The sequence below is a fragment of the Paraburkholderia sabiae genome (assembly GCF_030412785.1).
In the GTDB taxonomy this organism is placed as follows: domain Bacteria; phylum Pseudomonadota; class Gammaproteobacteria; order Burkholderiales; family Burkholderiaceae; genus Paraburkholderia; species Paraburkholderia sabiae.
This window is the reverse complement of sequence record NZ_CP125297.1, coordinates 418458-440708: the sequence shown is the minus strand read 5'-3', so window position 1 is coordinate 440708 and position 22251 is coordinate 418458. Positions and strand designations below refer to the sequence as shown.

The window sequence follows — 22251 nt, the reverse complement described above, 5'->3', positions numbered from 1 at the left end:
GTCCTTGTGATGATTATATTTGGGTCGCTCGCGCCGCTTTGAAAACCCGGTTGTTAGGGAAGTCTTCGAGCGTAGTGTCGAGCAAAGCTGCCGCTGATACGCGCGCACCGCGGCACGCGTTTAGCCACAGACGCTGCCACATGTCGCGAGGATTTGCGAGATTCTCCACTTCGTACGCAGCACCTCCTGCGCGCTCCCATAACGCCCGCGCAGACTCGCGATCCGGATAAAAACTTGCCAGTTCGCGAACGATTTCAATCGACGCTGGCGCCTCCCCAGACGGCGGTATTGGCGATGTGTCTCGCGCCAGGTTCGAAGGCGCGGCCAGCAGATCGCCGGCGCCCTTCACAAAATCGAGGAAGCATTCGGCTGAGGCTCTCGCGGCAAAGTGGCGGTAGCGGTCATCCTTCAGTGGATCGCCGCAGTCGGAAACTCCCTTTGCCACGATGAAGGGTACCGAAAGAGACTTGGCGAGTGCACCAATCGCTGAAGCCTCCATGTCAAGCCCAAGCACCTTACGCACCGATCCGGATAGCTTGTCGAAAATGCCAGGATCCTCCTGAACCGCAGCCCCCGTCGCGATTGGTCCTATCGCTAGCGCGTATTCCGCCGGGGCAGCGGTCTGGATCGGCTTAGATAGCAGGATTTCGTCAACAAGGGCACGTCCGGAATCTGACAACGCCAGCGGCGACTCCACGAGTTCCTTCTTGCCCAGACGGATAATCACATCCCCCCAGTCAGGGCAACACTTCCCGAACTCAGTATCGTCGCGGGGATCGCGACGCTCGGCGAGCACCCTTAGTGCCCATTCTTCCTGCCACTCAAGTGGTAGCTGCGGACGCATTTTTTGCCACTCACCACCGGTAGGCGTAAGCGCACGAAGGCGTTGCACCCAGACGTCCGGGGGAGAATAGAAGATTGGGTCCGCCTGGAACGTCGTCGCCCCCGCGACGTCGACGGTCACCTTGCCTGAGTCGTATGACCAGACACGATCTGCGAAGATGACGTCACCGAGATTCACCTTGCCCCGCCGTCCGGCGCAAATCCCAGTCATACCGATTAACTTTGGACGTAGTTCGTTGGCAAACACGGCTGCGAGGGCCTGATTGTGTTCCCTGCCCATTTGCGCCCCAAAAGTCACGCAAACACGCAGCGTTATGCCGTTCGGGGCATGGAAGGAGGCGAAGCTCGCGAGCCAACCTCCCACGGAGGATCGCTCGAGCCACCCGTCGTCGGTGAGTCCCGCCTCTACGCTCTTGACGGCGTCGTATTCATCCTTGAGCGCGCATACGATCAGTACGTCGGTTTCTTTGTCTGAAGGTGGATTGATTGTAGCCATCTGTGGTCTCTTCGTATTCTATCGATAGGCACGCTCTTGTGCGCGAGGCTGCCGGTCTGATGCCCAACGAAAAAGCGCCACCGTCCGGTGGCGCCTATTGAACATAGCGTCTTTCTCTGCTACGAGTCAGCCAACACCGTCCGCCGAGGCTGCATGCGCACATTCGTGTAGTACGTTTCCTTGGCCTTGACGTGCGAAAGTGCCCTTTGCGGTGGCAGCTTCCACGCGCTCAAGAATGACCGGTGCGCTGCGCTTTTGCAGGGCGACCACTTTCGTGCGCGTACTTTGCTAGATGCGTTCAATGCCATAAAAGCCTTCCCCGTCTGACTAGAAGGGTGACTGGTCCTCCCCGCTCAATTTTCTTGCCAGCCTATTATATAGCGCCTCAAGCTGGCAACGGCCAGTCACCCGGATTGAACACCAACCTGCGATCCGCCTCAAACGACTGGCGAACTTGCCGCGGAGGGCCCTCTCATCAGGCTCCCGTTGACGCCGTCCCGGCACCGGCCGACGACCGGCGCTGTTCGAGTTCGGCGCGGGTCCGTTCGAGCTCGGCGACGATCAGGGTTTCATCGGGGAGTACCGTCTGGTACTCGGCCGCAAGAATCTTGTTCGGCAGGTTGTCGAGTGCATACCGCGCCTCGGCCGAGCCTTTTTGGGCACACAGGATAAGCCCGACCGGCGGATTTTCGCCCGGCTTGACCCAGTGCTCGCGCGCGTAATTCAGATAGAGATGCATCTGTCCGGCATCTGCATAGCTGAATTTGCCCACCTTCAGGTCAATGATCATTAGACATCGCAGGCGGCGGTGGAAGAACACCAGATCGACGCGAAACCACGTGTCGTCGATCCTAAGACGTCGCTGCCGGCCGACAAACGCGAAGTCGTCGCCGAGCTCGAGTAGGAAGTCCGTGAGACGCTGGATCAGCGCCGCCTCGAGGTCCGACTCCGAATACTCGTCCTTCAGATCAAGAAACTCGAGGACGAACGGATCGCGAATCGCCTCCTCTGGCGTGAGGAGATCACCAGGATGGACAGCAGCGGCTTTCTTGAGCAGAGCCGCCTTGTTGCGCGACAGCGCAAGCCGCTCGTAAAGCTGGCTGCTGACCTGGCGGTCGAGCTGACGCACCGACCAGCCTTCACGCAACGCCTCCGTTTCATAGAAAGTGCGCGCGGCCGACGTCTTTACTGATAGCAGTCGCACATAGGCAGACCACGGTAGGGTAAAACGGGTGGCGAGCGTCATGTATTCGGGCGCCGTTGCCGTGGCGTCGACTTCGTCTTTTGCCGCCCGCGATTTTCCAGACAGCGTCTGGACTATTCCCGTCGCCGCCGATTTTCCAGACACTGTCTGGAAAATCTCCTTCTCGGGCCACGCGAGGTAGAAAGCCCGCATGCTCGCCAGATTGGCTTTGCCGAATCCGCGTCCGAAACGGTGCGTCAGGTCATCCGCGAGCCGGGCGATCAGCGCCTGTCCATAGCCAGCGCGCGCCTGCCCGCCCTGCTCGCTGGCTACTATTCGCCGCCCGATCTCCCAGTAGGCGGCCGTCATCACTGCGTTAACGTTGCGAGCCGCCGCACTTCGCGCCGACTCGACGACGCTCACTACCTCCTTATGCAATCCGGCGTAGTCGCCGGACCCGATCGGCACCTTCGTCATGACGCGTTGACGACATCCTTGAACGCCTTGCCGACAGTGAACTTGACCGTCTTGGCAGCGGCAATCTGGATTTCCGCACCGGTGGCGGGATTCCGGCCGGTCCGCGCGGCGCGTTGACCCGTCGAAAACGACCCGAAGCCGATCAACTGCACGGTCTCGCCCTGTGTGACCGCCGTGGTGATCGCGCCGATCAGCGCGTCGAGCGTGTCGGCGGCGGCGGCTTTGCTCGCGCCCGTCTGCGCGGCGACGGTGTCAATGAGGTCCTGCTTGTTCATGGGGGCTCCCGCTAGTCGTGATGGATGCCGTCACCCTACCCGATCGGCGCGGGTCCGCGCAATCCACACGCGCCGGCCGACAACGAAGCCTGCCGGTTGCCGCAGAGTCACAGCCGGTCGGCCGCTGTTAATGGCGTAATCTGTTAGCTAAAAAAATGTTCAGAAACGAAGGGTATGAAAGCCACAATTCCATACCCTTCTCTTGTGGTGTCCGGGCCCGCTCCAGCGCGTCGACGAATTGCAACCGCTTGGTGCCCACACACCATATGTGCGACAGCGGCCTGAACGCCCATTAAGGGGCAGATTGCTGAATAAAAAGTCTGCCGGATGGCATGTGAATGGCGGGATCGCAGAGTATCGGTGCGACTGATGAAAGGCCTCGCCCGTATGTGGACGACCGATCCGTTTAGCGAGCAAGAGCTCGAAGACATCAGACGTTTTGCCCGCGCCACGGTTTGTAGAATAAAAAGCCGCCCGTGGGGGCGGCCTCTTCGCTGGCGCGTGGTTCTCAGCGAAGAATCGCATCCAGGCGCCAGCAACTCGACGCAATGCGGCCCGTTCGTCGTCCGACTGCACATTTCGTCTTCTGCCTGTCAGCTCGTGAGGACGTGCACTAATAGCCTCACTCAGGCAGCGGGACCTGCGAGACGATAGCGCTCGAAGGCTCCGCGACCTTAGGGTATTCAGTCGGCTTCACGGGTATCTTGTCCTTAAAATCGCCGAAGTACGGTCGCACAGCTTCCCGAATCGCGTGTACGCTATCACCGCTTGCCATTCGCAACACGAGCGCCGGAAGCTCCTTATTTGCAAGGCCAATCGTGGCTCCGATTTGCGAGGCCAACGATTTTCGATTGTAATATTTAAGCAGTCCGTTGTAGTCTTTTTGGGAAATTAATGAAGCAAACAGTTCCTCCGTTTCGGAATATAGAACGGAAACATCAATGTTCGCCGCCGCCTGCTTGAGCGCGCTGTCGAGGGCGCCGGGGCCCTTCGCCTTCACATCAAACAGATTCAAACGATACTTGATCTCGGCGGCGACGCGCATCGAAACCTGCGTCTCGAGTTCCGAGTTCAGACGTTCGAAGGCAAGTTTGGCGATCTTATCGAAATCGATCTGTGCATCTCTTGCCAACCGCGTCGAGCAGAGCTCTAAGACTTCACGGGTGCAGAAGAGATTTTCGACCTCGGCCATGTCGAGCACATGGATGCCGTCCTTTTCGAGCGCTTGTATTTCTTCATCGCCTCGCCGGTCACGGTCTATAAGACCCACTATGTCGAGGTGATGGAATTGCTTGTTGTCTCGAAGCGCACGGACGCCTGCGATAACGGCACTGCAACTGCCCCGCGGCATCACGAGGTAGTCAGGCAGAAGCGCACGATACAGAGCAACGTCGTGGCTGCCGTTGTCGCCTTCGACAAACACCACCGGTTTGCGACTTCCCAGAATCTCAAGTAGCAGGTCTTCCGGCATGCCGTCAACGCCGTCGATTGTGGCCCAGTCCCAAGACGCGCCGTCGAAGCCTTTCAGCCAGAGCTTCGTTGCCGCAACCTGCGAAGCAGCAAAGTCGACGTCGTGTGTTATATAAACGAAAAGGCAGTCCGCCCGCAAGTTTTCAATGGCATTCCATAAGGGCGATTGCAGCGATTTGTGCAAATGAACTTCCGGCTCGTCTACGACGATGATTCCGTTCTTTGGAGCTGCCAGACATTGACCAACCAAATAGAAAAGAGCACGTTCGCCGTCGCTCATCTGCGAAGCTTTGTAGGACGTGCCGTCAGATTTTGCGACCTTGGTATGTAGTTCTGCTCCGCCGAGCACCAGTTCGCGGTGGGGTAAAAGCGTCTCCCACAAATTTTTGATCTGTTCAAGCTTCGTGACCGGCGGGGGAACTCGCTTTTCAGACAGCCGTGAATCAGCTAAATACTTTGCGCTCACATCGGCCTGCTCGGAAAACAGGTAAACCATCAATTTAGGGAAGTCGTTGAGCATGTGTACCGGCCCACTGCTGCCCCAGCGGTTGACCAATTTGTATCCTGCGGGATTCTGGTTCTCCGTCGCCTTGCCAAAGCCATAGATCAGGTCGGACTCTGCAATCGTGAGCGAAATAAGCTGCGAGCTATCGGGCATAGTCAACGATTTTTGTGCAGACACACGAAGCGTTGATTCCTTCTGCGGCGAATATAGATCAATCCACGTGCCCAAACGGGTCTTCCCGCTGCCGTTCGCGCCAACTATCACTATCGACTTCTGTACATCCAGGGCCGTGCACTTATCGGCAGGCCATTCATTGTTTTGGTCAAACGCCATACCGGTTTTCGGCAGAACGAATGTGCGCGATTGCATCCGTATTTCCTCTTTGCTATTTCGCATCGGCAAGGGAAACTCTGGGGCTTCAAACCAATTCCCATTACCAAACCTGTTCGACACCGGCCATTCGACTCTGTCTCGCCGTGCAACGTCATTCCCACATTATTGGAGTCACGCCGTCCCGCTCGTTGGAACGATCCTCCTGTCCAGGAAGTCTGACAACTCTCGCGGGCACGGGAGAAGGCTCGCCAACGATTCAACGCACCCGGCAAGCGATAACGTCCACGTTGGAGTCGCTCGTTTCATTCCCGACAGTTTTACCTTCTCACGATCGCTAAAATCACGGGTGAAGAATGTGAGAATCTTCCAAAAAAACCATAGCTCGTACTTTCCACGGATATAACTTTGTGGTTCGCGTTCTTTGAGATATCGCCGGTAGATTGTCCTCAGCTCTAGAGACGTCGGCTTGGCTCCGCTATTCAGCATGTTAGTTGAGCCAAGGAAATGTTGGCCCGCTCCGATTGCGTAGACGCAACTCTGCGATTCGAGGTCAATATCGAAAATTCTATCCAGTTGGACGTTGTTAAGGTTTAGCTTAACGACTGGCCGGCTATCTATACCACGGCCGAAAAGCACGATCGCCATGAGAATTCGACTTCTATTTTGGAACCCGCGCCGCAGTTTTCGCAGCTTTTCGAGCGATTCCCGCAAACGCGGGTCCCTGCTGGACAGATGGAGGCGTTGAACCCAAAATTCGCGAAGAACGTCTTCGCTCACCAGATAGTTCTCGATCGCGTAGCAACGCGTTTGAAACAGGTTCGACTCCGCTATTTGCTCTTTTGCCGTTCCGACGATGTCGCTGTGGTCTTTATCGATGAAGAACAGCGCTCTATCAGAACATCGCCCATCCCGCAACGTAAGTTCGTTTGCCTTCAACACTTCCGTCCTTCCATTGCAGATGAACGAATGCAACTGGCGTGCCCCCAATCGACGTAAGATATGCGGCGCATAAAACGACGCGTCCTCGTCGCCCTCATAAAAAGCAAAGTGAGCGTCTGCAGGAACCTCAGCAAGCGCTAATATAAATTCGTGAAATACCGAATGTCCCCGACGCGACTCTGCGCGCAATTCGTCTGCATAGCTCATAGATCGATCAGTCTCAGTGCTCTAATTTTATTAATTTTGAAAGATCAACAGCATACGGATCTAAGGCATTCGAATAAATGAAGGGAGAATGCGTGACGGCAACGAGTAGCTTACAGTTCTCCGACTCGATTATGTCCGGTAATAGGAGTTTCTGCCAAGGCACAGATAGCGACAACTCCGGCTCGTCAATCAACACAATCTGAGATTTTTCCTTTGAAAGATAAAGATGTGTGAACAACGACGCGACCTGTTTTTCGCCTGATGAGAGCATTCGCCAATCGAGAGGGCTTCCGTCGCGGTCGATGACTGACGATGTGAAATTTGCATCGTTATAAACGAGCTTCTTCCCTACTAGATACTTGTTGCAAGTTTTGACCAGCGTTCTTATCGCGGCCTCACTGCTGTGTAAATCCGTATAAATGTCTAACAATCGAGAGAAGAAATAAGCCAAATAACGATCTCGCGCCTCTGGAGGATTTGCACCGGTTCTTATTCTCCGGATAGCACTCTGGACCTCACGCTTATCGTCGGCGCTCAAGGTGTTCTCTTCAACACGACTCAACACCGTCTCGACAACGGCGTCACTCATTATCTCTATAAGTTCCGGCCTGACTTTATCCGCGCGGCTCCTGATGATATCTTGAAGGTAACTCGCCGTTAGAGTCGTAAGCTGCTCACGAGTTCGCTTTTGTATAGTTTCGAGTTCCTCTGAGAGCTTTTTTTCTACGTCCTGCATGCCGAATTGCACCAGTTCGACGTAACCCTTAGAACGTGCTCGAACCGTGTCGTCAACGGACATTGTTAATTTTTGCAGGTCTTCGTTGTCGGCGTGCGGGAAGATTGCCTTCAGATCCTGCTCTATGCGCCTGTATGTGGGCAAGTAAATGACTTGGTGACCGCCAGCTTCGCTAATGATCGAATTAAGCGCAATTATCGACTGTGGATCGGCAAGCGACTCAAAGAGGTCTGCTTGTAGTGAACTCGGCAGATCTCCTATCATTCGGCGCAGATACATCGAAGGCATATTGAGATCGCGGGAGATTACAGCGAAGAGCTTATCGCGCTCCGAGTCGGGCGTGTGGCGTATCTGCTGAAAAAGTGGGTGCGATAACATCTTAGAAAGCAGCGCGCGGGGCACCATATTCCGATTTACATACCGCGCCACGATCTTCTGATACCTATCAATCGAGTTAACTTTCGACTCGACGTCAGATCTCGTGATCGTGACCTCGCTTCCGTTAATGCATAACTCGATGGCGGAGAATTCAAAATCGGATAGCTTCGTCCACTGATCGCTGAGTACGAAGTACATGAAGTTGATGACCGTCGTTTTACCGAGGCCATTTACTCCAACAAGAATAAGTTTGTTATCAGTGATCGGGATGTCAATATTATATTTGCCGTGAAGACCGATAATTGAAAACCGCGTTAACTGTAAGCTCATCGCATGCACTCAAGGTTTGAAAGTCGCTTATCTGTGTATCAAATTGTAACGCAATTTTATCGAATATTTCCTAGGACGTTGCTTGGAGACCCTGAGGTAGCACGGACGGAAGCATCATAACGCCGCTAATCGCCTCGCAATGGTCAGTGCCAGTGCATAAGACGCGTCGTCCTTTTGCAACGATGGTGGCGGCCGCGCTTACGATGGAAGGCCGGATCGCCTATGCGCTCGTCGATGAACCGGACTGCGCACCCGGCAGCGTCGAGGCATGCCTGCCGGACCCAGATCGTCCTGTGCCGCGGGCGGCGACGCAAAGCGCCCGTCCGTCAGTTCCGTGAGAAGGGATATGCTCAACGACTTTGACTTTCAGCGCTTAGAGGCGTTGCCTCTGCGCATGGATGATCTTTCGCCGCCTGTCGTTCATGTCAGGTCACCACACGATAGCGGGGCGGGCTGTCCAGTCACGCGCGGGGTGATGAAACCCCGCTTGCCAAGATCTCCATGATGAGGACAGGTAGCCGCGTGTGAATCTTGTGGTCGCGGAAACTGCAGGCTGCACCTACCCGATGATCTCGCCGCTCCACCGGTCACGGTTGCGCCAGAACGGACACAGCTGACAGGCTTCGCCTTCGGGATAGTCGATGCCTTCCTCATGCGGACAACCGATGATGCGATCGACGGTTGCGACCGATCGGGCACCCTGCTGGTCAATGAACCGGACGACCGCTCCGATGGTTGCCGGATCGGTCCTCGCATCGGAAGTTTCACCGAACCATCGCTCAACAGGATCGGCATCCGCACCGTCGTGCGCGACGATGCCAACCGACACCTTTGTCGCCCGCCTGTCGTCGGGCCCATAGAAGGCAACGGTTGCGACCGGGTAGCCACAAAAACCCCTGCGCGCTTTTTTCGCAAGCCTGTCGCGGTACCACTGGGCCTTCAATGTCATCTCGCCTCCGTGCCTGTGCCCGGCTCATCCGTGCGACAACGGCGTCAGCGATGATCCCGGGTCCCCGATCGTCGTGCTCACCGGTGCCGCACTTTCCGCGTCGCCATGTACACCTCGAACAGAGGCGCATGCAGCCGGCTGAACTCCTGACGCAGGCCGATCAGTTCGTGCTGGTCGCCTTCCTGCTCCCGGCGCAGGATTTCGTCCAGCAGGGCCGTCGCGCGCGACGCCGCCTGGTCACGCTGGACCCGCGCCTCCCTGAGGCAGGCGCCCTGCGAGCGCCGGCTTGACCACCAGCAGCCACGCGGTACCACGCATAATCGTCGACTTCGCCCGGCGCCGGAAAACCCGGCATCGAAGCGCCGGCGCAATACATCAAGCAAGGCGTCGCCCAGTCGAGGCAGCAATGCCGCGAACCGTACCGGCGCCAGCCACGCCAGTTCCGCGAGCGGCGGCCACGCGGCATCCAGCCAGCCCGCCCCTCCGGTAGCGCGCCTCGGTCATCCATGCGAGCGGTGCCGGGACGCGCCACCACGATTCGATGCCCTCAACCGCATCGATCGCGGCCACGCCGTCGCCCGCCAGCAGCTACAGCGGCGCGGCGTGATCCCGGTATGACCGTCAGCTTCGGTCGCGCGAAACGCCAGGCTCGCAGCCCGCGCGGCGAGCGCCCGCCAGCATGGCGCGAGCCACGGCTGGACAGCCTGCGCGGGCAGCACGCGCCGCGCGGCCGGCACCACGTCATCCTCGAGGTGCTGGCGGGCGTTGGCCAGCGCCGCGTGATCCACAAAGGGCGCAGTCGATCCGTCTTCAAGCTCACGAACCAGCACCCTCATCGCAGGCAGCGAACCATCGACCGGGTAGTCGCTGACGAGCCGTTCCAGTGCCAGTCGGGCCGGCACCGCATCGCGACGCTGCAACTGTTCCAGCACGTCGTCGCGCAACATCACGTCGCGGCTATCAGCGAAGATATCGAGCTGCTGCATGGTCGGCGGTATCGTCATCGTCGTCAGAAAAGCTGCCCGTCAAGAGCGGCCAGACTAGCCCACTTCACGGTGCTGCGGAAGGTGCGGCCGTCCTCGTCGACCGACTCGATGATCACGCGCTGGCCGCTCGCTTCGGCGATCACGCGCACGGTCCGCTCGCCGTAGCGCATCAGCGCACCGATCGGCGGACAGGCCGGGGTTTTCCGTCTCCTGCGTGGGCGGGGGCTACCTGTCATCGGTCCTGCCCCGCTTGCGGCGCGCCGCCGTCTTGTTGGCGGGCGCGGACGCGACGCGCGGCGCACGCGCGGGCCGGGTCGGCGCCGGACGCGCCGCGCTGGTCCCTGCAGGGGCACCCTTCGCACGGCCCGGCCGGGCCGGCCCGGCATGCCGGACGTCCGCCTGACGCAGGGCCGCCAGCTCCTCCTGCAGGGTCACATTCGTTGCCTGCACGGCATCCAGGCGCCCCTGCAGCACGCCCGCCTGATGGCGCGCATCACCGAGCTGCGCCTGCAGCGTCTCGATGGCGCGGCGATGGTCCGCCTCGCGTTTGTCGGCACGCTTTGTGGTCTCGTCGAGTTCCTTCTGCAGCTTCGCGACGGCGCCGCGCTCGCGGTCGATCTCGAGCAGCGCGCGCTTTTCCGTGGCGCGCAGGCGCTCCTCGGCCCGTTCGGCGGTCTCGCGCAGCTTGTCGAGGTCGCGCGAAAACCCCTCCCTCACTTTTTCCAGTTCCCGGTCGCGCGCCGCCGCCTCGGTTTTCAGGCGGCTGATCTCGGCTTCGAGCGCCTGCCGCGCCGCCTGCTGTTCGGCCTGCGCCTTCTCCAGTTCGCGGACCTCGACCTGGGCGGCCAGCAGCGCGGCGGTGCGCTGCTCGAGCGCCGTTTCGGTGCGGCCCAGTTCGTCGCGCGCCGCGGCGACGCGTCGATCCGCTTCAGCCCGATGGTCTTCCACTTCCGCGCGCAGCCCGTCGAGTTCCGCCTGCGCCGAAGCCGTCGCGCGCGTCCACAGCGTGGCCACCAGTTCCCCCGCCGCCGCGCCGAGGTCAACCGGCAGGTCCGGATGCTCGATGCGCACGCGGCTCTTCTCCCGCAGTTCGGCCCAGAACTCGCCCAGCACCGCCGCGGGCGTGCCCATGCTGCCGCGCTTCACGAGCTGATACAGGCGGTTCGCGGTGGGCGTCTGGCCGAAACGGAAGAACAGCAGCGCGCAGACCTCGCGGTACAGCTCGCGGGTCTTCGGGAAGGCGGCCTTCAGGCGGTCGATCTCGGCCGCGAGCCGGGCGTCGTCGGACGGGAGGTCGGAAAGTACGTCGGACATGGATCAGGAATAGCGTTTAACTGATAAATAATATAACGTAAAACGCAATAAAACCAACGACTTGTAGGCTATAATTTGACATTACGCCGATAATGTCGAAATAATTGGGTAGCCGCCTGCTGCCCACTTTGACGGGGCCAGATCACCCGCCTGCGCTCCCGAAAACACTCACCTTGATGCCAACGCCCCCGTCGAATACCGCCGTCACGCTGCACCCCGCCCCGATCGAGACCCTCGTGGTGCCGGCGGCGCTCGACGGCCGCTCGGGCGCGAACCGCGCGACAGGCGGCGTCGCGCAGATCGCTGCCGCCAACGATCTCGACGCGATCCGTGCGTGGCTCGCGCGCTTTGCCGACAAACCGGCCACCTTCGACAGCTACCGCAAGGAAGCCGAACGGCTGCTGCTCTGGTCGCTGGTGGCACTGGGCAAGCCGCTCTCGTCGCTCACCCACGAGGACTGCCTGCGCTACCAGCACTTCCTTGCCGATCCGCAACCAGCTGTTGTCTGGGTGACCGGCGGGGACGCCCATGCCGGCTCAAGCCGCGGCCGTAAGCACCCGCGCGGCGATGCGCGCTGGCGCCCGTTCTACGGCCCGCTGTCGCCCGCCAGCATCCGGCAGGCGACGGTAATCCTCAACGTGCTGTTCTCGTGGCTGGTGCAGGCCGGCTATCTGGCGGGCAATCCGCTCGCGCTCTCGCGCCAGCGCACCCGCAGGGTCGCCCCGCGCATCACCCGCTATCTCGAGCCCGGCCTCTGGCAGGAAGTGAAGGACAGCATCGCGGCGATGCCGCAGGACAGCCCGCGTGCCCGCGCGCACTATCACCGCGTGCGATGGCTCTTTACGCTGCTGTATCTGGGCGGCCTGCGCATCGCCGAAGTCGGTGGCAATACGATGGGCCAGTTCTTCGTGCGGCGCGACGCCGACGGCGTGATGCGCTGGTGGCTGGCGGTGCACGGCAAGGGAGACAAGGAACGGCTGGTGCCGGCCACGCGCGAACTGATGACGGAACTGTCCCGCTACCGGCAGTCGCTGGGGATGACGGCCCTGCCCTCGCCGCATGAGGACACGCCGCTCGTGCTGCCGATCGGGAAGACGGCGGGCAGCACGGCGGAACATCCGGCGGGCGGGACGGCGGGTGACACGTCCCGCCCCTTGACCCGCGCCGCCCTGCATACGATCATCAAGTCGGTGTTCACGCAGGCCGCGCAACGGCTGCGCGATCGCGGCGGAGAGGACGCCGCACGCGCCGGGCTGCTTGAGCAGGCCTCGGCCCACTGGCTGCGGCACAGTGCCGGCTCGCACATGGCCGACCGGCAGGTCGATCTGCGGCATGTACGGGACAACTTCGGCCATGCGTCACTGACGACGACCAGTATCTACCTGCACGTCGACGACGATCGCCGGCATCGGGACACCGACGAAAAGCATCGCATCGAGTGGTAAGTGGGGGCTGGCGCGCCGTCGCCCGATACGGCGCGAGGCCACCGCTGCCGCATGACAGCCGGGGATCCATCGTGCATCATCAGTCCTGGCACCCTGAAGACCTGTCAGAACGCAGCAACGTCAGACCATGGAAATCATCGAACTCGAACCGCAGATCCTCGCGAACCGTCGCGGCGTGGCCTTCTCTGTTGTGCACCGGGGTACCACCGTCGAGTGCGTGATCACCCTCGCTGCGCTCGAAGCCTGCTTCTGGCTGGAGCCACGCGCGGATGATGCGCGGATCCTGAAACGGTTCAATGATGGCGATCGCCGCATCCGCGCGATCGCCGAACGAAGGTTGCTGGCGCATCCAGCAACGAGGCTTGAACTTACCCTGGATGACTTCGTCCGTCCGTAACGCAGCCCTTCGCGCGAACGGAACACACCGCCGACTTTCGCCGTTCCCGGCGCCCGTCGCCCTGACGGCGCGCGTGCTCGCGCACCGCCCAACCCTAGCGCTGGTTGGCCGGCGTCTTACGCGGCATTGACAGCGTCTTTGAACGCCTTGCCCGCGGTGAACTTGACGGTTTTGGCAGCAGGGATCGTGATGGTTTCGCCCGTCGACGGATTGCGGCCGGCACGCTCGGCACGCGCGCCCGTGGAAAACGAGCCGAAGCCCACCAGTTGCACCGTCTCGCCGCGCGTGACGGCAGCCGTCACGGTCTCGAGGATGGCATCAAGGGCTTCGCCCGTCCTGGACTTGCTTTCGCCCGTGCTGGCGGCGATGGCGTCAATGAGTTCCTGTCTGTTCATGTGAGAAGCTTTCTCCGTGTGAGGCCCCGCGCATTGCGGGACGAGCGGTCACCCTAACGGACAGACGGGAGCGATGCAACCTGTCATCTCTGCGTCATCCATGGCTTCGCTTCGTACCTTCCGGCTGACCGCCCCGCCTGAAGACAGGGTTGCTGGTGAAGCTGGTGAATGACGTACCGGCGCCAGCCGGTTAGTTGCGTTTAGATTCACGACGCGGGTTGAAAGCGTCCGCCTGCAGCGCTAAGCTTCGCAGCTCGCGCAATCGCCCGATTGCACGCGGCGACGCACGGGAACGGTTCAATGCAACGACGGCGTATCACCTCACGACGCTCACCGGTACACGGCAAGGGCGTGTTTGCCCTGCTGCCGGTCGCGGCAGGCGAGCGGCTCATCGAGTACACGGGCGAGGTGACCAGCTGGCGACGCGCGGCTGCCCGTCAGCGAGCCGACGATGGCCACACGTTTGTCTTTGGTCTGTCGGATGGGCACGTGATCGACGGCAGCCGTGGTGGCAACAGCGCACGCTTCATCAATCACGCATGCGCCCCCAACTGCGAGGCGATCGAGACCGGTCAGCGCGTCTTCATTCATGCGCTCGTCGACATTCATCCGGGCGACGAGTTATTCATCGACTATGGACTGTGCGTCGATGGCGAGATCACCGACGAGATCCGCGCCGACTATGCGTGTCGTTGCGGTGCTCCGGGCTGCCGTCGGTCGATGCTCGCGGCCGCAGCGGATTCCGGATGCGACTTTTCGGATGCCTGAACTCACCCCTGAGCGGACAGTGAAATTGCTCGACAACGGACATTCAAGCCAGAGACCGATAACAGAGTTTCGATCCCCATCGCAGGCCGATCCTGCACACAGGATGCTTGCCGTGAGGCCAGCGATGCGAAAACGCGCAAGATGAGTAGTGCTGCCTTCCTCATTCCAATATCCATCACGAGATCGGTTCATTCGTCGCCGTCCGCACCTCCACTCTTTCTCACTTGCGGGATCATCTTTCGCATGGGCATCAACGGGCTGTCGATCCTGGTCGAACAGGCGACGCGTATGAACCCGATTACCTCGGCGACGGCTTTCATCGCGACCATCTTTCGCGTGCGCAGGGGTTTCTTCGGCGAAGACGTGGACAATGCGCAAACCGCGACGTTCAATCCGCATTACAGTAGCGTAACGACTGCCATCACCGTGAACTACACACTTCAACGCCCTTAACCAAATTTGCGTATGCGCTTTCGACTTGCGTTGCTTGCCGCCGCGTTTCTTGCGACAACCGTCTCGTCCGCCTGGGCCGAAGGACCAGTTGTCAAACACGACAAGCTGGAGATCACAGTCCTGATCGAACAGTCGATTAGCGTCCTGTACACCAATCGCGGCGGTAATCAAGCGTTCGACATCGCCACGGGCGACATCGTTTCCTTCAGGTCCGGCGCGGATACGGCGTGGCTATTGCCCGTTCTCAACGGTAATGCGGACACGCATCCGCTGCAGTCGGGCCAGTGCGATGTGCTGATTTACAAGGCTGATACCGACTACCTGACCCTGGTGCAGTTCTCTCACGTGCCGTTTGGTGAGACGCGCGAGGATCAGTGTGTCGGCGTCAAACATCCGCTCGTTATCAGGCTCGACCAGGCCGCGTCCCCGCTGGTGGTCTATCCGACAATCTACGGAAGCAAGCGTAAGACAACGACATGGCGTGTGCTCGCTTACGATGCCTTGAATCGATCGTTTTGCTTTGCACCTCGGGCGTCGCTGAGCCTGACGACAGTCGCGAATACGACGCATATGAACGAAGCAAATGCAGGCGACGTCATCAAGCACCTGAACTTGCCCGCTGACGCGTTCAAATGCATAGCGCCGACAAAGTTCGATTGAGCGGACCGCAGCTCGCCGGTTGCAGCCAGAGCGGAGATCTGGAATGAGCATAGGACATTGCCCGCTGACGACGAACTACCCTGCTCCGCCATGTACGGTCTTTTGCTCGCGTTGGCGATCGGTCGTTGGGACGGCCGATTGTCTTCTGACTGCAGTGCAACGCGCCACGTTGGCGCGAAAATCCGACGTAGGAGCAATGTGTCACCACGAATGGAAGACGCAACCTGCGGGCGATTTTCCACCATCGTCACGTGTCTCCGCAAGCCAGGGAGGCCGCGCCGAGAGCGTAGCCTGGGCCCGCGTCCAGCGTTGCACGACGGATACCCTAAACTCAACAGATAGGTAGATTCCGTTGAAATACTCCGGGAGGGAATATGTCTGAGCGCAACAGCAGGCTGCACGGTTGCTGGCGGCTGGTGTCTTTTGATACTGAGCTTCAGGATTCAAAGGAGCGCACCCAACCGTGGGGCGCCGCCCCCAATGGGTACCTTATTTTCCACCCTGATGGGCGAATGATGGTACTAGTAACGGCAACAGTGAGGCAGGCAGGGAATACAGACGAGAAACTGGTGGCACTTTTCCGTACTATGATGGCCTATACAGGACGGTATCGGATAGATGGGGATAGATTCATCACAAAGGTTGATTCATCCTGGAATGAAGCCTGGAACGGCACTGAGCAGGAACGATTCTACAAGCTTGATGGAGACACGCTCGACGTCAGCACGGCATGGATGCCGAATCCGCTAGTAGCAGGAAATCCAATAGGAAGGGGGATTCTCCGTTTCAGACGCGAGTAGTTTTCCCTGCGCTGAGTTCGCAACCGGTCGCTAGTTTGCAGGTCATCAACTCGACGCTGAATCTGGTAGACAGGTGACCACCTTTGAATGACCGCATTGTGGCGGCCTTCTAGGTCCGTCATGGATCGATGAACACTCAAGGTACTGCGATGATCGATCACACCGGAATTGGAGTCGCGGATGTCCATCGTTCCGCGACGTTTTACGACGCCGCTTTGGGTGCGCTTGGCATGCGTCGCATAATGCAAATGCCGGACAACAGCGGGACCGATGGCATCGGCTACGGCCTCGAATACCCGGTTTTCTGGATTGACCGCTTTCACCCGCATGGCGTGAAACAGCACACTGCCTTTGTAGCGATGAGTTGCGCCGAGGTAGACGCATTCTACGCGGCAGCCCTGAAAGCTGGTGGCACCGATAACGGCGCACCCGGCTACCGTGACACCCGGCATGGCTATCCGCCTTGTTACTACGCCGCTTTCGTGCTCGATCCGGACGGGAACAACATTGAGGCTGTTTTTCGTGGTGGGTAGGGAGAAAAGCACACACCCCGGCGACATCGCATCAGACCTCGGTCCGCGGACCGCTTCTGGCCGACTGTACGCATTCGTCGTCTTCGCCGATCGCGCGCCGAAGGCAAACGCACCAAACCGACCCGCAAGCGACAGTGGTGTTTGTGCGGATTCAACCAGTGGATGCAATCGTTCGATAGGACGCATTGCTAGCGAAAAGCCTGCCGGATACCCAAGGCGACAATGACGCATCCACATGCGCGGTCGATCCAGGCCTTCATGCGACGATACGCCGTTGCAATTGCCGAGTGCGATAGGACAAGTGCAACTGCGCCATACCAGCAGGTCGCAGTCACACAGACGGTGACAAGCATTGCAAAGAAGGTCGGTGTGGATACGTGGGCGGGCGTGGCCGACGAAAACACGGCAGCATAGAAGGCGATGGACTTCGGGTTCGCGATATTTGTCGCGATTCCTTGTAGGAATGCCCCACGAAAAATAGGCGACTTCGAAACGTGATGGACCGCCGCATCGCCTGCACGAGCCGACACAACGAGCCGCAGCCCGAACCAGATCAGATATGCAGCACCAGCAAGCTTAATCGCCACAGCAAGCCACGGGAAAATGGCAAACACCATTCCGATACCGAAGATCGCGCAGGTCGCCCAGAACAGATTGACCGTTACGATTCCAGCTACAAGCGCGAGCGTATCGGAACGTCTTCCGGAAACCGCCTTGTGAGCGACTGCGACGAAGTTCGGACCGGGTATGACCACACCCGCCGCATAGATAGAAAAAACCGACGCAACAGCAGACGAATCGATCATTTATTCCCTCGTTGGAGTGCCGTGAACAGGCAGTCTTAGAGACCTTCTGTTGATATTCAAACGACAGCCTGGAAAATCTCGGACATATCGCTGCCATTACCTTTGCACGTATGCCGATGGGGCCAATGACTTGTGTAGAAAGTGACGGAGATGCCGCCCGTTAAATCCTTCCAGGCGACCGAACTCGGAATAACCAAGCTTTTCGTAAAAACCGGGAGCCTGGAAGCTAAGCGTATCTAGGAATACATGCTTACACCCCCGGTTCGCAGCTTCCCGTTCAGCAGTCTTCATCAAGTCCGAGGCTAAGCCATTGGCGCGGTGGCTCTCATCTACCCACAGGAACTGAATCTCGAGGTAATCCCAGCATGTCTTCGCGGTCAAGCCGCCGACGATGCTCCCGTTACCGTCTCGGACGAAAACACACAGCGGGCGCAGATCATCCTTCGTAAATGCAGCGTTGAACGCTCTGGTCTGGGCGATCACGAACGCTTCATCGTCCGCCTCGGGACTGTCGGTCAATTCAATAAGCATACGGGCTGGAGAGGGATTCAGGTCTCGTATTGTTGACGATCCAGCCGCCCGTGTCGAATGACTGCTCCTGCCAACAGCACCCACTCGTCGCCCTCGCGATCCCCGACCGACCGCGAACGCACAAAACCGACCCTCTCCGGTCAGACGGCCGTCTCCAAAGCGGTCAGTCAGTCGAATCAAGGTTTTCGCGAACTGGAGTGCCATAAAGCGGCCGTTGGCGACCTCACATAATCGGCCACAAACGGTCACTCGACGAACGAAGTAAAATCGTCAACAATTTCCCTCGCCGCCAAGTTTGAGGAGCCGCCGAAAAGGTTGCGTCTATGAGAATTGCACTTCAAGTGCCGTCTCGCATCGACATAGATGTCGTGGAAACGGACGACCGTCTTCCGTCGATGTGCTGCAACGTAACGATAGAGGCCAACCAATTCCTTCAGCGCTTGCACTTCCGTGACCGTGCTTGGATATCGTGTTCGACGTGGGATTCCTTCGTGAAAGGGTTGACTGTCGACGATTGCACGAATCCCGAACTGTTCGACATTGAACGCCGATTAGTTTTGCGTGTTTTGAAGTCTACTGCTGGTTTCCAGGTGTCCTTCGAGGGTAGAAGGACGCATTCCAACGGAGTTATCGGGAAGATGGCCATTCTTGCACCGCTTCATCGCGAAGAGTTCGCTGTGGTAGCGCGCAAGTTCGCGGACTTCGAACGCTGGTGGTAAGTGAGTGAGTTGATAGCGTCGCGCAGCGGGCCAATTTCGGTCTGACCTGGGCCGCCAGTTCGTGGACAATGCGGCTGCTGAAGTCCTCGAGACAGGAAATATGGTTAAGAATCGAGAATTTTCGCTGCCGTTCGGAATCGACCTTCAAGTTGAGGACGGAATCGCAAGTATCGAATCCCACTTGCCCGACGCACTACCTGTCTTTAGCGATCCCGTTAAAAACGGCCGCATTGTCGGCGTCGTTGAAGGCGTCGACCAATTGTTGCTTTCGCTCGCGCGGGTAGGTATCGATTTATCCGGTCCGCTGTTCGCGCAGGCAATCGGCGACTGCGTCACCAACCTTCAATCAGGCTGATCAGCGAAATACCGTGTCCGGCCAGGAAGGGGCGTTCGACATCGGCACATAGATCGTCGTCAATTCGCCGGAGAACCTCGGACACGCCCGCATATTCAACCTAGTACAAAAGGACTGGCAATGAGTTTTGACATCATCGTCCTTAAACCGGCGAATCGTGATGCAGAAAGTCTGAACGATGTTCGCGAAGTAAGCGCTTTGGGTGACGCCGAGTCCGTGCGGCGAATCTTTGATGCCACGTTCCCGGGAGCTGCAACGGGCGTGTTTGTGAATGCCGAGGAATACAGTCTGGAAGTCACTCTGGCGAATGACCCCGTGGGTTCCGCGCACCTCGCTCTGCGCTCTGGTCTGACGTGGTCAACATCATCTCGCGACCAATTCATCGAGTGTCTCGGTGAACTTTGTCGTCATCTTCAGTGTGTGGCTTTCACGGTGTCAGATAACACTCGGCTGGCTCCCTGAATCCGCCGAAATTGAGAATGAACGACCGGTTTGGACAACGGTGAAGGGCCGTTCAGGGTCGCAAGTACGCATTCGCTTGCAGTGAACGCTGACGTCGCCGCAGCCGAGGTTCGTCTCTCGATGAGCGAGTGGTGACGTAAGGGAAAGCCGTTCGAAACGGCCAAGACGTTGAAGCGTCCATAGAGGTCTTGTATACGGAGGCGAGCAAGCGGCCAGATGGGTTCAATATTACCTACAGCTCGACAATGGACGGCTTGTGGGACAGTATTTTAAGAACGCACCGGGAGGTAAGTGATGGACAGCAGGGACGTTCAGATTTGCAACGAGATCGGGCAGTTGCTTTGTTCGGCAGCACCAGACGAAGCAAAAATCATCATGATGCAAGCGGACCTGAGTGACGAAGATGATCACGCGCAATTTGCTTTCGACTTAATAGACGGTATCGGTAACGACTCGTGGTTTACCGGCGGCGTTAACGTGAATCGTCAGTTACTCGAGCTGCTTGTCGAGCATCGACGCTTCTTTGTTGCAAAGAATCAGCCACGATGGAAAAGATGCAAATTTACTGTCGATGTCGAGGCCGGTAGATACTCGCTTGAATTCAAATACGAATAGAGATGCATAACACGCCGAAGACAGTACTCGCCGCATATGCGCTCGCTCTTCTTGCCGGATGCAGCACCGTAGGCCATCAGTATTTTCCCCAAGGACTCGGAGCCATCCGCAGAACTTCAGATTCAAAGCAAGGCCGTCTACCTTCTGACTTTGAACGAGAAAGGTTGTTACACAGGTAAGACCTACGCAAACGGCCGAGGGTGTGTGAAAACGCATCGATCGCCTAAACTGAATCAACTCATTGAGAGCGGGTGACTCATGAAGCGATTCGTTGAAGGCGATGACCGCAAGCAGGTCGCACTACTTCCCGAATGCGTCGACGACTACATAGGACAGGACAATCCGGTCAGAATCATAGATGTCTTCGTCGACGAACTGGACCTTGCGGAACTTGGCTTCAACGGCGCTAAGCCTGCAGTCACAGGGCGTCCGTCCTACCACCCGGGCATGATGCTCAAGGTCTACATTTATGGCTACCTGAACCGGGTACCTTCCAGTCGGCGTCTTGAGCGCGAATGCCAGCGCAATATCGAAATGATGTGGCTGACAGGACGTCTGACACCAGACTTCAAGACGATCGCAGACTTTCGCCGCGACAACGGCGCGGCAATACGGAACGTATGCCGGCGTTTCGTCGAACTATGCCGCGGTCTGAAACTGCTATCTGCCGATACGGTGGCCATCGACGGCAGCAAGTTCAAGGCTGTGAACAGCCGGGACAGGAATTACACGGCGGGCAAAATCGACAAGCGTCAGCAGCAGATTGAGGAAAGCGTTCAGCGATACCTCGACGCGATTGAAACCGCAGACCGAACCAGCCCGATTGGTTTCGATGTGAAGACTGTGCGGCTTTACGAGAAGATCGCCCGTTTGCGCCAGCAGATGCGTGAACTCGAGCAGATCAGAGCGCAGTTGAAAAACCAGCCCGACAAACAGTTGTCGCTCACGGATCCGGACTCCCGTTCCATGACCAGTGACGGCAGGCGAACCGGAACGGTCGGCTACAACGTTCAGACTGTTGTGGACACGAAGCATCATCTGATTGTCGAGCACGAGGTGACCAACGTCAGAAACGATCGTGGTCAACTCAGCAAGATGGCCGTCTCAGCGAAGGAGGCGATGGACAAACCAGGACTGAAGGTGCTGGCTGATCGAGGCTACTACAGCGGTCCTGAGATCCGCTCGTGCGATCTGGCCGGCATCACGGCGTATGTCCCCAAACCACTGACCTCGGCGTCCAGGAAGAAGGGCCTCTTTACAAAGCGCGACTTCGTCTACGTTGCAAAAGACGACGTGTACCGATGCCCGGCCGGCGAACGCGCCATTCATCGATTCAACACCGTCGAAAATGAAATGAATCTGCGGATGTACTGGCCCAGCGCTTGCCCGCGCTGCCCTCTCAAGGCGCGCTGTTCGCCCAGCGACTATCGCCGCATCCGACGATGGGAGCACGAACATGTACTGGAAGCGATGCAGCGCCGGTTGGACCGAAGTCCTGAGGCAATGACCGTACGCAGAAGTACTGTCGAGCATGTCTTCGGAACGCTCAAGCACTGGATGGGTTCCACACACTTCCTGACCCGCACGCTTGGGCGGGTGAGTACCGAAATGAGTCTCCAGGTACTGGCCTACAACCTAAAGCGAGTCATGAATATACTTGGGGTTGCGAGGACGATGAAGGCGATGAGGATGGCTGGAAGCTGAGGCCCTGAGGGCCTTCTTGCGACCGGCGATGTCGAGAAGATCGCCGGGTCTACAAAACGCGCTCCAGCACGGCAGGCAAACTCGCCTTAACGCGAAAAAAGTCGTTTCCACACAACCTCGGCCAGGAGCGGTCGTTCGACATACCTGCGCGAATCATCGACAATCAGGTGAAAAACCTTCGTTGCGA

The 22251-nt window shown here is 58.6% G+C and carries 25 protein-coding genes and 1 pseudogene; 12 read left to right on the top strand and 14 right to left on the bottom strand.

The features are described from left to right. Nucleotides 1-13: 13 nt before the first annotated feature. From QEN71_RS41795 to QEN71_RS41745, 11 genes are all read right to left on the bottom strand, one after another. Complete coding sequence (locus QEN71_RS41795; protein ID WP_201661972.1) at nucleotides 14-1339, bottom strand: effector-associated domain EAD1-containing protein; 1326 nt, start codon at nucleotides 1337-1339, stop codon at nucleotides 14-16. Between the two features lie 475 nt (nucleotides 1340-1814). After that, nucleotides 1815-2999: a PDDEXK nuclease domain-containing protein gene (locus tag QEN71_RS41790; RefSeq protein WP_201661969.1), complete on the bottom strand. Its 1185-nt coding sequence runs from the start codon at nucleotides 2997-2999 to the stop codon at nucleotides 1815-1817. Then, nucleotides 2996-3274, bottom strand: a complete 279-nt coding sequence (locus tag QEN71_RS41785; protein WP_201661954.1) for an HU family DNA-binding protein — start codon at nucleotides 3272-3274, stop codon at nucleotides 2996-2998. The genes QEN71_RS41790 and QEN71_RS41785 overlap by 4 nt, the downstream gene beginning before the upstream one ends. A 622-nt stretch (nucleotides 3275-3896) precedes the next feature. Continuing rightward, a complete protein-coding gene (locus tag QEN71_RS41780; RefSeq protein WP_201661952.1) occupies nucleotides 3897-5618 on the bottom strand; it encodes a DUF4435 domain-containing protein in 1722 nt (573 codons plus the stop codon). A gap of 135 nt (nucleotides 5619-5753) precedes the next feature. After that, nucleotides 5754-6728 carry a DUF4435 domain-containing protein gene (locus QEN71_RS41775; RefSeq protein ID WP_201661949.1) on the bottom strand — a complete coding sequence of 325 codons (975 nt, stop codon included), beginning with the start codon at nucleotides 6726-6728 and terminating at the stop codon, nucleotides 5754-5756. Nucleotides 6729-6741: 13 nt separating this feature from the next. Continuing rightward, entirely contained in the window at nucleotides 6742-8172 is a 1431-nt protein-coding gene (locus QEN71_RS41770) for an AAA family ATPase (protein WP_201661946.1), read from the bottom strand. A gap of 559 nt (nucleotides 8173-8731) precedes the next feature. Beyond that, nucleotides 8732-9121 carry a hypothetical protein gene (locus QEN71_RS41765; RefSeq protein WP_201661943.1) on the bottom strand — a complete coding sequence of 130 codons (390 nt, stop codon included), beginning with the start codon at nucleotides 9119-9121 and terminating at the stop codon, nucleotides 8732-8734. Nucleotides 9122-9198: 77 nt separating this feature from the next. Beyond that, nucleotides 9199-9528, bottom strand: a complete 330-nt coding sequence (locus QEN71_RS41760; protein ID WP_233472182.1) for a hypothetical protein — start codon at nucleotides 9526-9528, stop codon at nucleotides 9199-9201. 93 nt (nucleotides 9529-9621) lie between these two features. After that, nucleotides 9622-10107, bottom strand: a complete 486-nt coding sequence (locus QEN71_RS41755; protein ID WP_233472181.1) for a hypothetical protein — start codon at nucleotides 10105-10107, stop codon at nucleotides 9622-9624. A gap of 23 nt (nucleotides 10108-10130) precedes the next feature. Beyond that, nucleotides 10131-10277, bottom strand: a complete 147-nt coding sequence (locus tag QEN71_RS41750) for a hypothetical protein (RefSeq protein ID WP_233472180.1) — start codon at nucleotides 10275-10277, stop codon at nucleotides 10131-10133. Nucleotides 10278-10332: 55 nt separating this feature from the next. Beyond that, nucleotides 10333-11421 carry a DNA-binding protein gene (locus tag QEN71_RS41745; RefSeq protein ID WP_201661937.1) on the bottom strand — a complete coding sequence of 363 codons (1089 nt, stop codon included), beginning with the start codon at nucleotides 11419-11421 and terminating at the stop codon, nucleotides 10333-10335. A 176-nt stretch (nucleotides 11422-11597) separates the two neighbouring features. Here QEN71_RS41745 and QEN71_RS41740 point away from each other — a divergent pair, with 176 nt between their 5' ends. Both QEN71_RS41740 and QEN71_RS41735 read left to right on the top strand, forming a co-directional pair. Continuing rightward, a complete protein-coding gene (locus tag QEN71_RS41740; RefSeq protein WP_201661934.1) occupies nucleotides 11598-12866 on the top strand; it encodes a tyrosine-type recombinase/integrase in 1269 nt (422 codons plus the stop codon). 127 nt (nucleotides 12867-12993) lie between these two features. Beyond that, a complete protein-coding gene (locus QEN71_RS41735; RefSeq protein ID WP_201661932.1) occupies nucleotides 12994-13263 on the top strand; it encodes a DUF1488 family protein in 270 nt (89 codons plus the stop codon). 116 nt (nucleotides 13264-13379) lie between these two features. On the opposite strand, the pseudogene QEN71_RS41730 reads toward QEN71_RS41735, so the two are convergent. Beyond that, nucleotides 13380-13664 (bottom strand): annotated as a pseudogene (locus QEN71_RS41730) (HU family DNA-binding protein); the annotation flags it as partial. A 294-nt stretch (nucleotides 13665-13958) separates the two neighbouring features. Between QEN71_RS41730 and QEN71_RS41725 the strand changes: the two are divergent. From QEN71_RS41725 to QEN71_RS41705, 5 genes are all read left to right on the top strand, one after another. Further along, on the top strand, nucleotides 13959-14426 hold the full coding sequence (locus QEN71_RS41725; protein ID WP_201661994.1) for an SET domain-containing protein: 468 nt from the start codon (nucleotides 13959-13961) through the stop codon (nucleotides 14424-14426). A gap of 141 nt (nucleotides 14427-14567) precedes the next feature. Then, nucleotides 14568-14879 carry a hypothetical protein gene (locus QEN71_RS41720; RefSeq protein WP_201661928.1) on the top strand — a complete coding sequence of 104 codons (312 nt, stop codon included), beginning with the start codon at nucleotides 14568-14570 and terminating at the stop codon, nucleotides 14877-14879. 12 nt (nucleotides 14880-14891) lie between these two features. After that, nucleotides 14892-15539, top strand: coding sequence for a hypothetical protein (locus QEN71_RS41715; protein ID WP_201661926.1), 648 nt, complete (start codon nucleotides 14892-14894; stop codon nucleotides 15537-15539). A gap of 374 nt (nucleotides 15540-15913) precedes the next feature. After that, entirely contained in the window at nucleotides 15914-16339 is a 426-nt protein-coding gene (locus QEN71_RS41710) for a lipocalin-like domain-containing protein (RefSeq protein WP_201661924.1), read from the top strand. 149 nt (nucleotides 16340-16488) lie between these two features. Next, the gene (locus tag QEN71_RS41705) at nucleotides 16489-16872 is read left to right on the top strand and encodes a VOC family protein (RefSeq protein ID WP_201661922.1); all 384 of its coding nucleotides are present in this window, start codon (nucleotides 16489-16491) and stop codon (nucleotides 16870-16872) included. A gap of 188 nt (nucleotides 16873-17060) precedes the next feature. Here the strand turns inward: QEN71_RS41705 and QEN71_RS41700 are convergent, their stop codons facing one another. Next, entirely contained in the window at nucleotides 17061-17678 is a 618-nt protein-coding gene (locus QEN71_RS41700; protein ID WP_201661920.1) for a LysE family translocator, read from the bottom strand. Between the two features lie 96 nt (nucleotides 17679-17774). Continuing rightward, nucleotides 17775-18209, bottom strand: coding sequence for a GNAT family N-acetyltransferase (locus QEN71_RS41695; protein ID WP_201661917.1), 435 nt, complete (start codon nucleotides 18207-18209; stop codon nucleotides 17775-17777). A gap of 323 nt (nucleotides 18210-18532) precedes the next feature. Here QEN71_RS41695 and QEN71_RS41690 point away from each other — a divergent pair, with 323 nt between their 5' ends. The 5 genes from QEN71_RS41690 to QEN71_RS41670 all read left to right on the top strand — a co-directional run bounded on the left by QEN71_RS41690 (nucleotide 18533) and on the right by QEN71_RS41670 (nucleotide 22064). Further along, nucleotides 18533-18928 carry a hypothetical protein gene (locus QEN71_RS41690; RefSeq protein ID WP_201661914.1) on the top strand — a complete coding sequence of 132 codons (396 nt, stop codon included), beginning with the start codon at nucleotides 18533-18535 and terminating at the stop codon, nucleotides 18926-18928. Between the two features lie 61 nt (nucleotides 18929-18989). Then, a complete protein-coding gene (locus QEN71_RS41685; RefSeq protein WP_201661911.1) occupies nucleotides 18990-19283 on the top strand; it encodes a hypothetical protein in 294 nt (97 codons plus the stop codon). Nucleotides 19284-19403: 120 nt separating this feature from the next. After that, a complete protein-coding gene (locus QEN71_RS41680) occupies nucleotides 19404-19745 on the top strand; it encodes a hypothetical protein (protein ID WP_201661908.1) in 342 nt (113 codons plus the stop codon). 294 nt (nucleotides 19746-20039) lie between these two features. Then, nucleotides 20040-20360: a hypothetical protein gene (locus QEN71_RS41675; protein ID WP_201661905.1), complete on the top strand. Its 321-nt coding sequence runs from the start codon at nucleotides 20040-20042 to the stop codon at nucleotides 20358-20360. A gap of 258 nt (nucleotides 20361-20618) precedes the next feature. Next, nucleotides 20619-22064 carry an IS1182 family transposase gene (locus QEN71_RS41670; protein ID WP_290468279.1) on the top strand — a complete coding sequence of 482 codons (1446 nt, stop codon included), beginning with the start codon at nucleotides 20619-20621 and terminating at the stop codon, nucleotides 22062-22064. Nucleotides 22065-22251: the final 187 nt, after the last annotated feature.

What these genes read in the sequence shown, in the direction of transcription:
- QEN71_RS41795 (WP_201661972.1), bottom strand. Translation starts at nt 1,339, where the DNA reads ATGGCTACAATCAATCCACCTTCAGACAAAGAAACCGACGTACTGATC.
- QEN71_RS41790 (WP_201661969.1), bottom strand. Translation starts at nt 2,999, where the DNA reads ATGACGAAGGTGCCGATCGGGTCCGGCGACTACGCCGGATTGCATAAG.
- QEN71_RS41785 (WP_201661954.1), bottom strand. Translation starts at nt 3,274, where the DNA reads ATGAACAAGCAGGACCTCATTGACACCGTCGCCGCGCAGACGGGCGCG.
- QEN71_RS41780 (WP_201661952.1), bottom strand. Translation starts at nt 5,618, where the DNA reads ATGCAATCGCGCACATTCGTTCTGCCGAAAACCGGTATGGCGTTTGAC.
- QEN71_RS41775 (WP_201661949.1), bottom strand. Translation starts at nt 6,728, where the DNA reads ATGAGCTATGCAGACGAATTGCGCGCAGAGTCGCGTCGGGGACATTCG.
- QEN71_RS41770 (WP_201661946.1), bottom strand. Translation starts at nt 8,172, where the DNA reads ATGAGCTTACAGTTAACGCGGTTTTCAATTATCGGTCTTCACGGCAAA.
- QEN71_RS41765 (WP_201661943.1), bottom strand. Translation starts at nt 9,121, where the DNA reads ATGACATTGAAGGCCCAGTGGTACCGCGACAGGCTTGCGAAAAAAGCG.
- QEN71_RS41755 (WP_233472181.1), bottom strand. Translation starts at nt 10,107, where the DNA reads ATGCAGCAGCTCGATATCTTCGCTGATAGCCGCGACGTGATGTTGCGC.
- QEN71_RS41750 (WP_233472180.1), bottom strand. Translation starts at nt 10,277, where the DNA reads ATGCGCTACGGCGAGCGGACCGTGCGCGTGATCGCCGAAGCGAGCGGC.
- QEN71_RS41745 (WP_201661937.1), bottom strand. Translation starts at nt 11,421, where the DNA reads ATGTCCGACGTACTTTCCGACCTCCCGTCCGACGACGCCCGGCTCGCG.
- QEN71_RS41740 (WP_201661934.1), top strand. Translation starts at nt 11,598, where the DNA reads ATGCCAACGCCCCCGTCGAATACCGCCGTCACGCTGCACCCCGCCCCG.
- QEN71_RS41735 (WP_201661932.1), top strand. Translation starts at nt 12,994, where the DNA reads ATGGAAATCATCGAACTCGAACCGCAGATCCTCGCGAACCGTCGCGGC.
- QEN71_RS41725 (WP_201661994.1), top strand. Translation starts at nt 13,959, where the DNA reads ATGCAACGACGGCGTATCACCTCACGACGCTCACCGGTACACGGCAAG.
- QEN71_RS41720 (WP_201661928.1), top strand. Translation starts at nt 14,568, where the DNA reads ATGAGTAGTGCTGCCTTCCTCATTCCAATATCCATCACGAGATCGGTT.
- QEN71_RS41715 (WP_201661926.1), top strand. Translation starts at nt 14,892, where the DNA reads ATGCGCTTTCGACTTGCGTTGCTTGCCGCCGCGTTTCTTGCGACAACC.
- QEN71_RS41710 (WP_201661924.1), top strand. Translation starts at nt 15,914, where the DNA reads ATGTCTGAGCGCAACAGCAGGCTGCACGGTTGCTGGCGGCTGGTGTCT.
- QEN71_RS41705 (WP_201661922.1), top strand. Translation starts at nt 16,489, where the DNA reads ATGATCGATCACACCGGAATTGGAGTCGCGGATGTCCATCGTTCCGCG.
- QEN71_RS41700 (WP_201661920.1), bottom strand. Translation starts at nt 17,678, where the DNA reads ATGATCGATTCGTCTGCTGTTGCGTCGGTTTTTTCTATCTATGCGGCG.
- QEN71_RS41695 (WP_201661917.1), bottom strand. Translation starts at nt 18,209, where the DNA reads ATGCTTATTGAATTGACCGACAGTCCCGAGGCGGACGATGAAGCGTTC.
- QEN71_RS41690 (WP_201661914.1), top strand. Translation starts at nt 18,533, where the DNA reads ATGAGAATTGCACTTCAAGTGCCGTCTCGCATCGACATAGATGTCGTG.
- QEN71_RS41680 (WP_201661908.1), top strand. Translation starts at nt 19,404, where the DNA reads ATGAGTTTTGACATCATCGTCCTTAAACCGGCGAATCGTGATGCAGAA.
- QEN71_RS41675 (WP_201661905.1), top strand. Translation starts at nt 20,040, where the DNA reads ATGGACAGCAGGGACGTTCAGATTTGCAACGAGATCGGGCAGTTGCTT.
- QEN71_RS41670 (WP_290468279.1), top strand. Translation starts at nt 20,619, where the DNA reads ATGAAGCGATTCGTTGAAGGCGATGACCGCAAGCAGGTCGCACTACTT.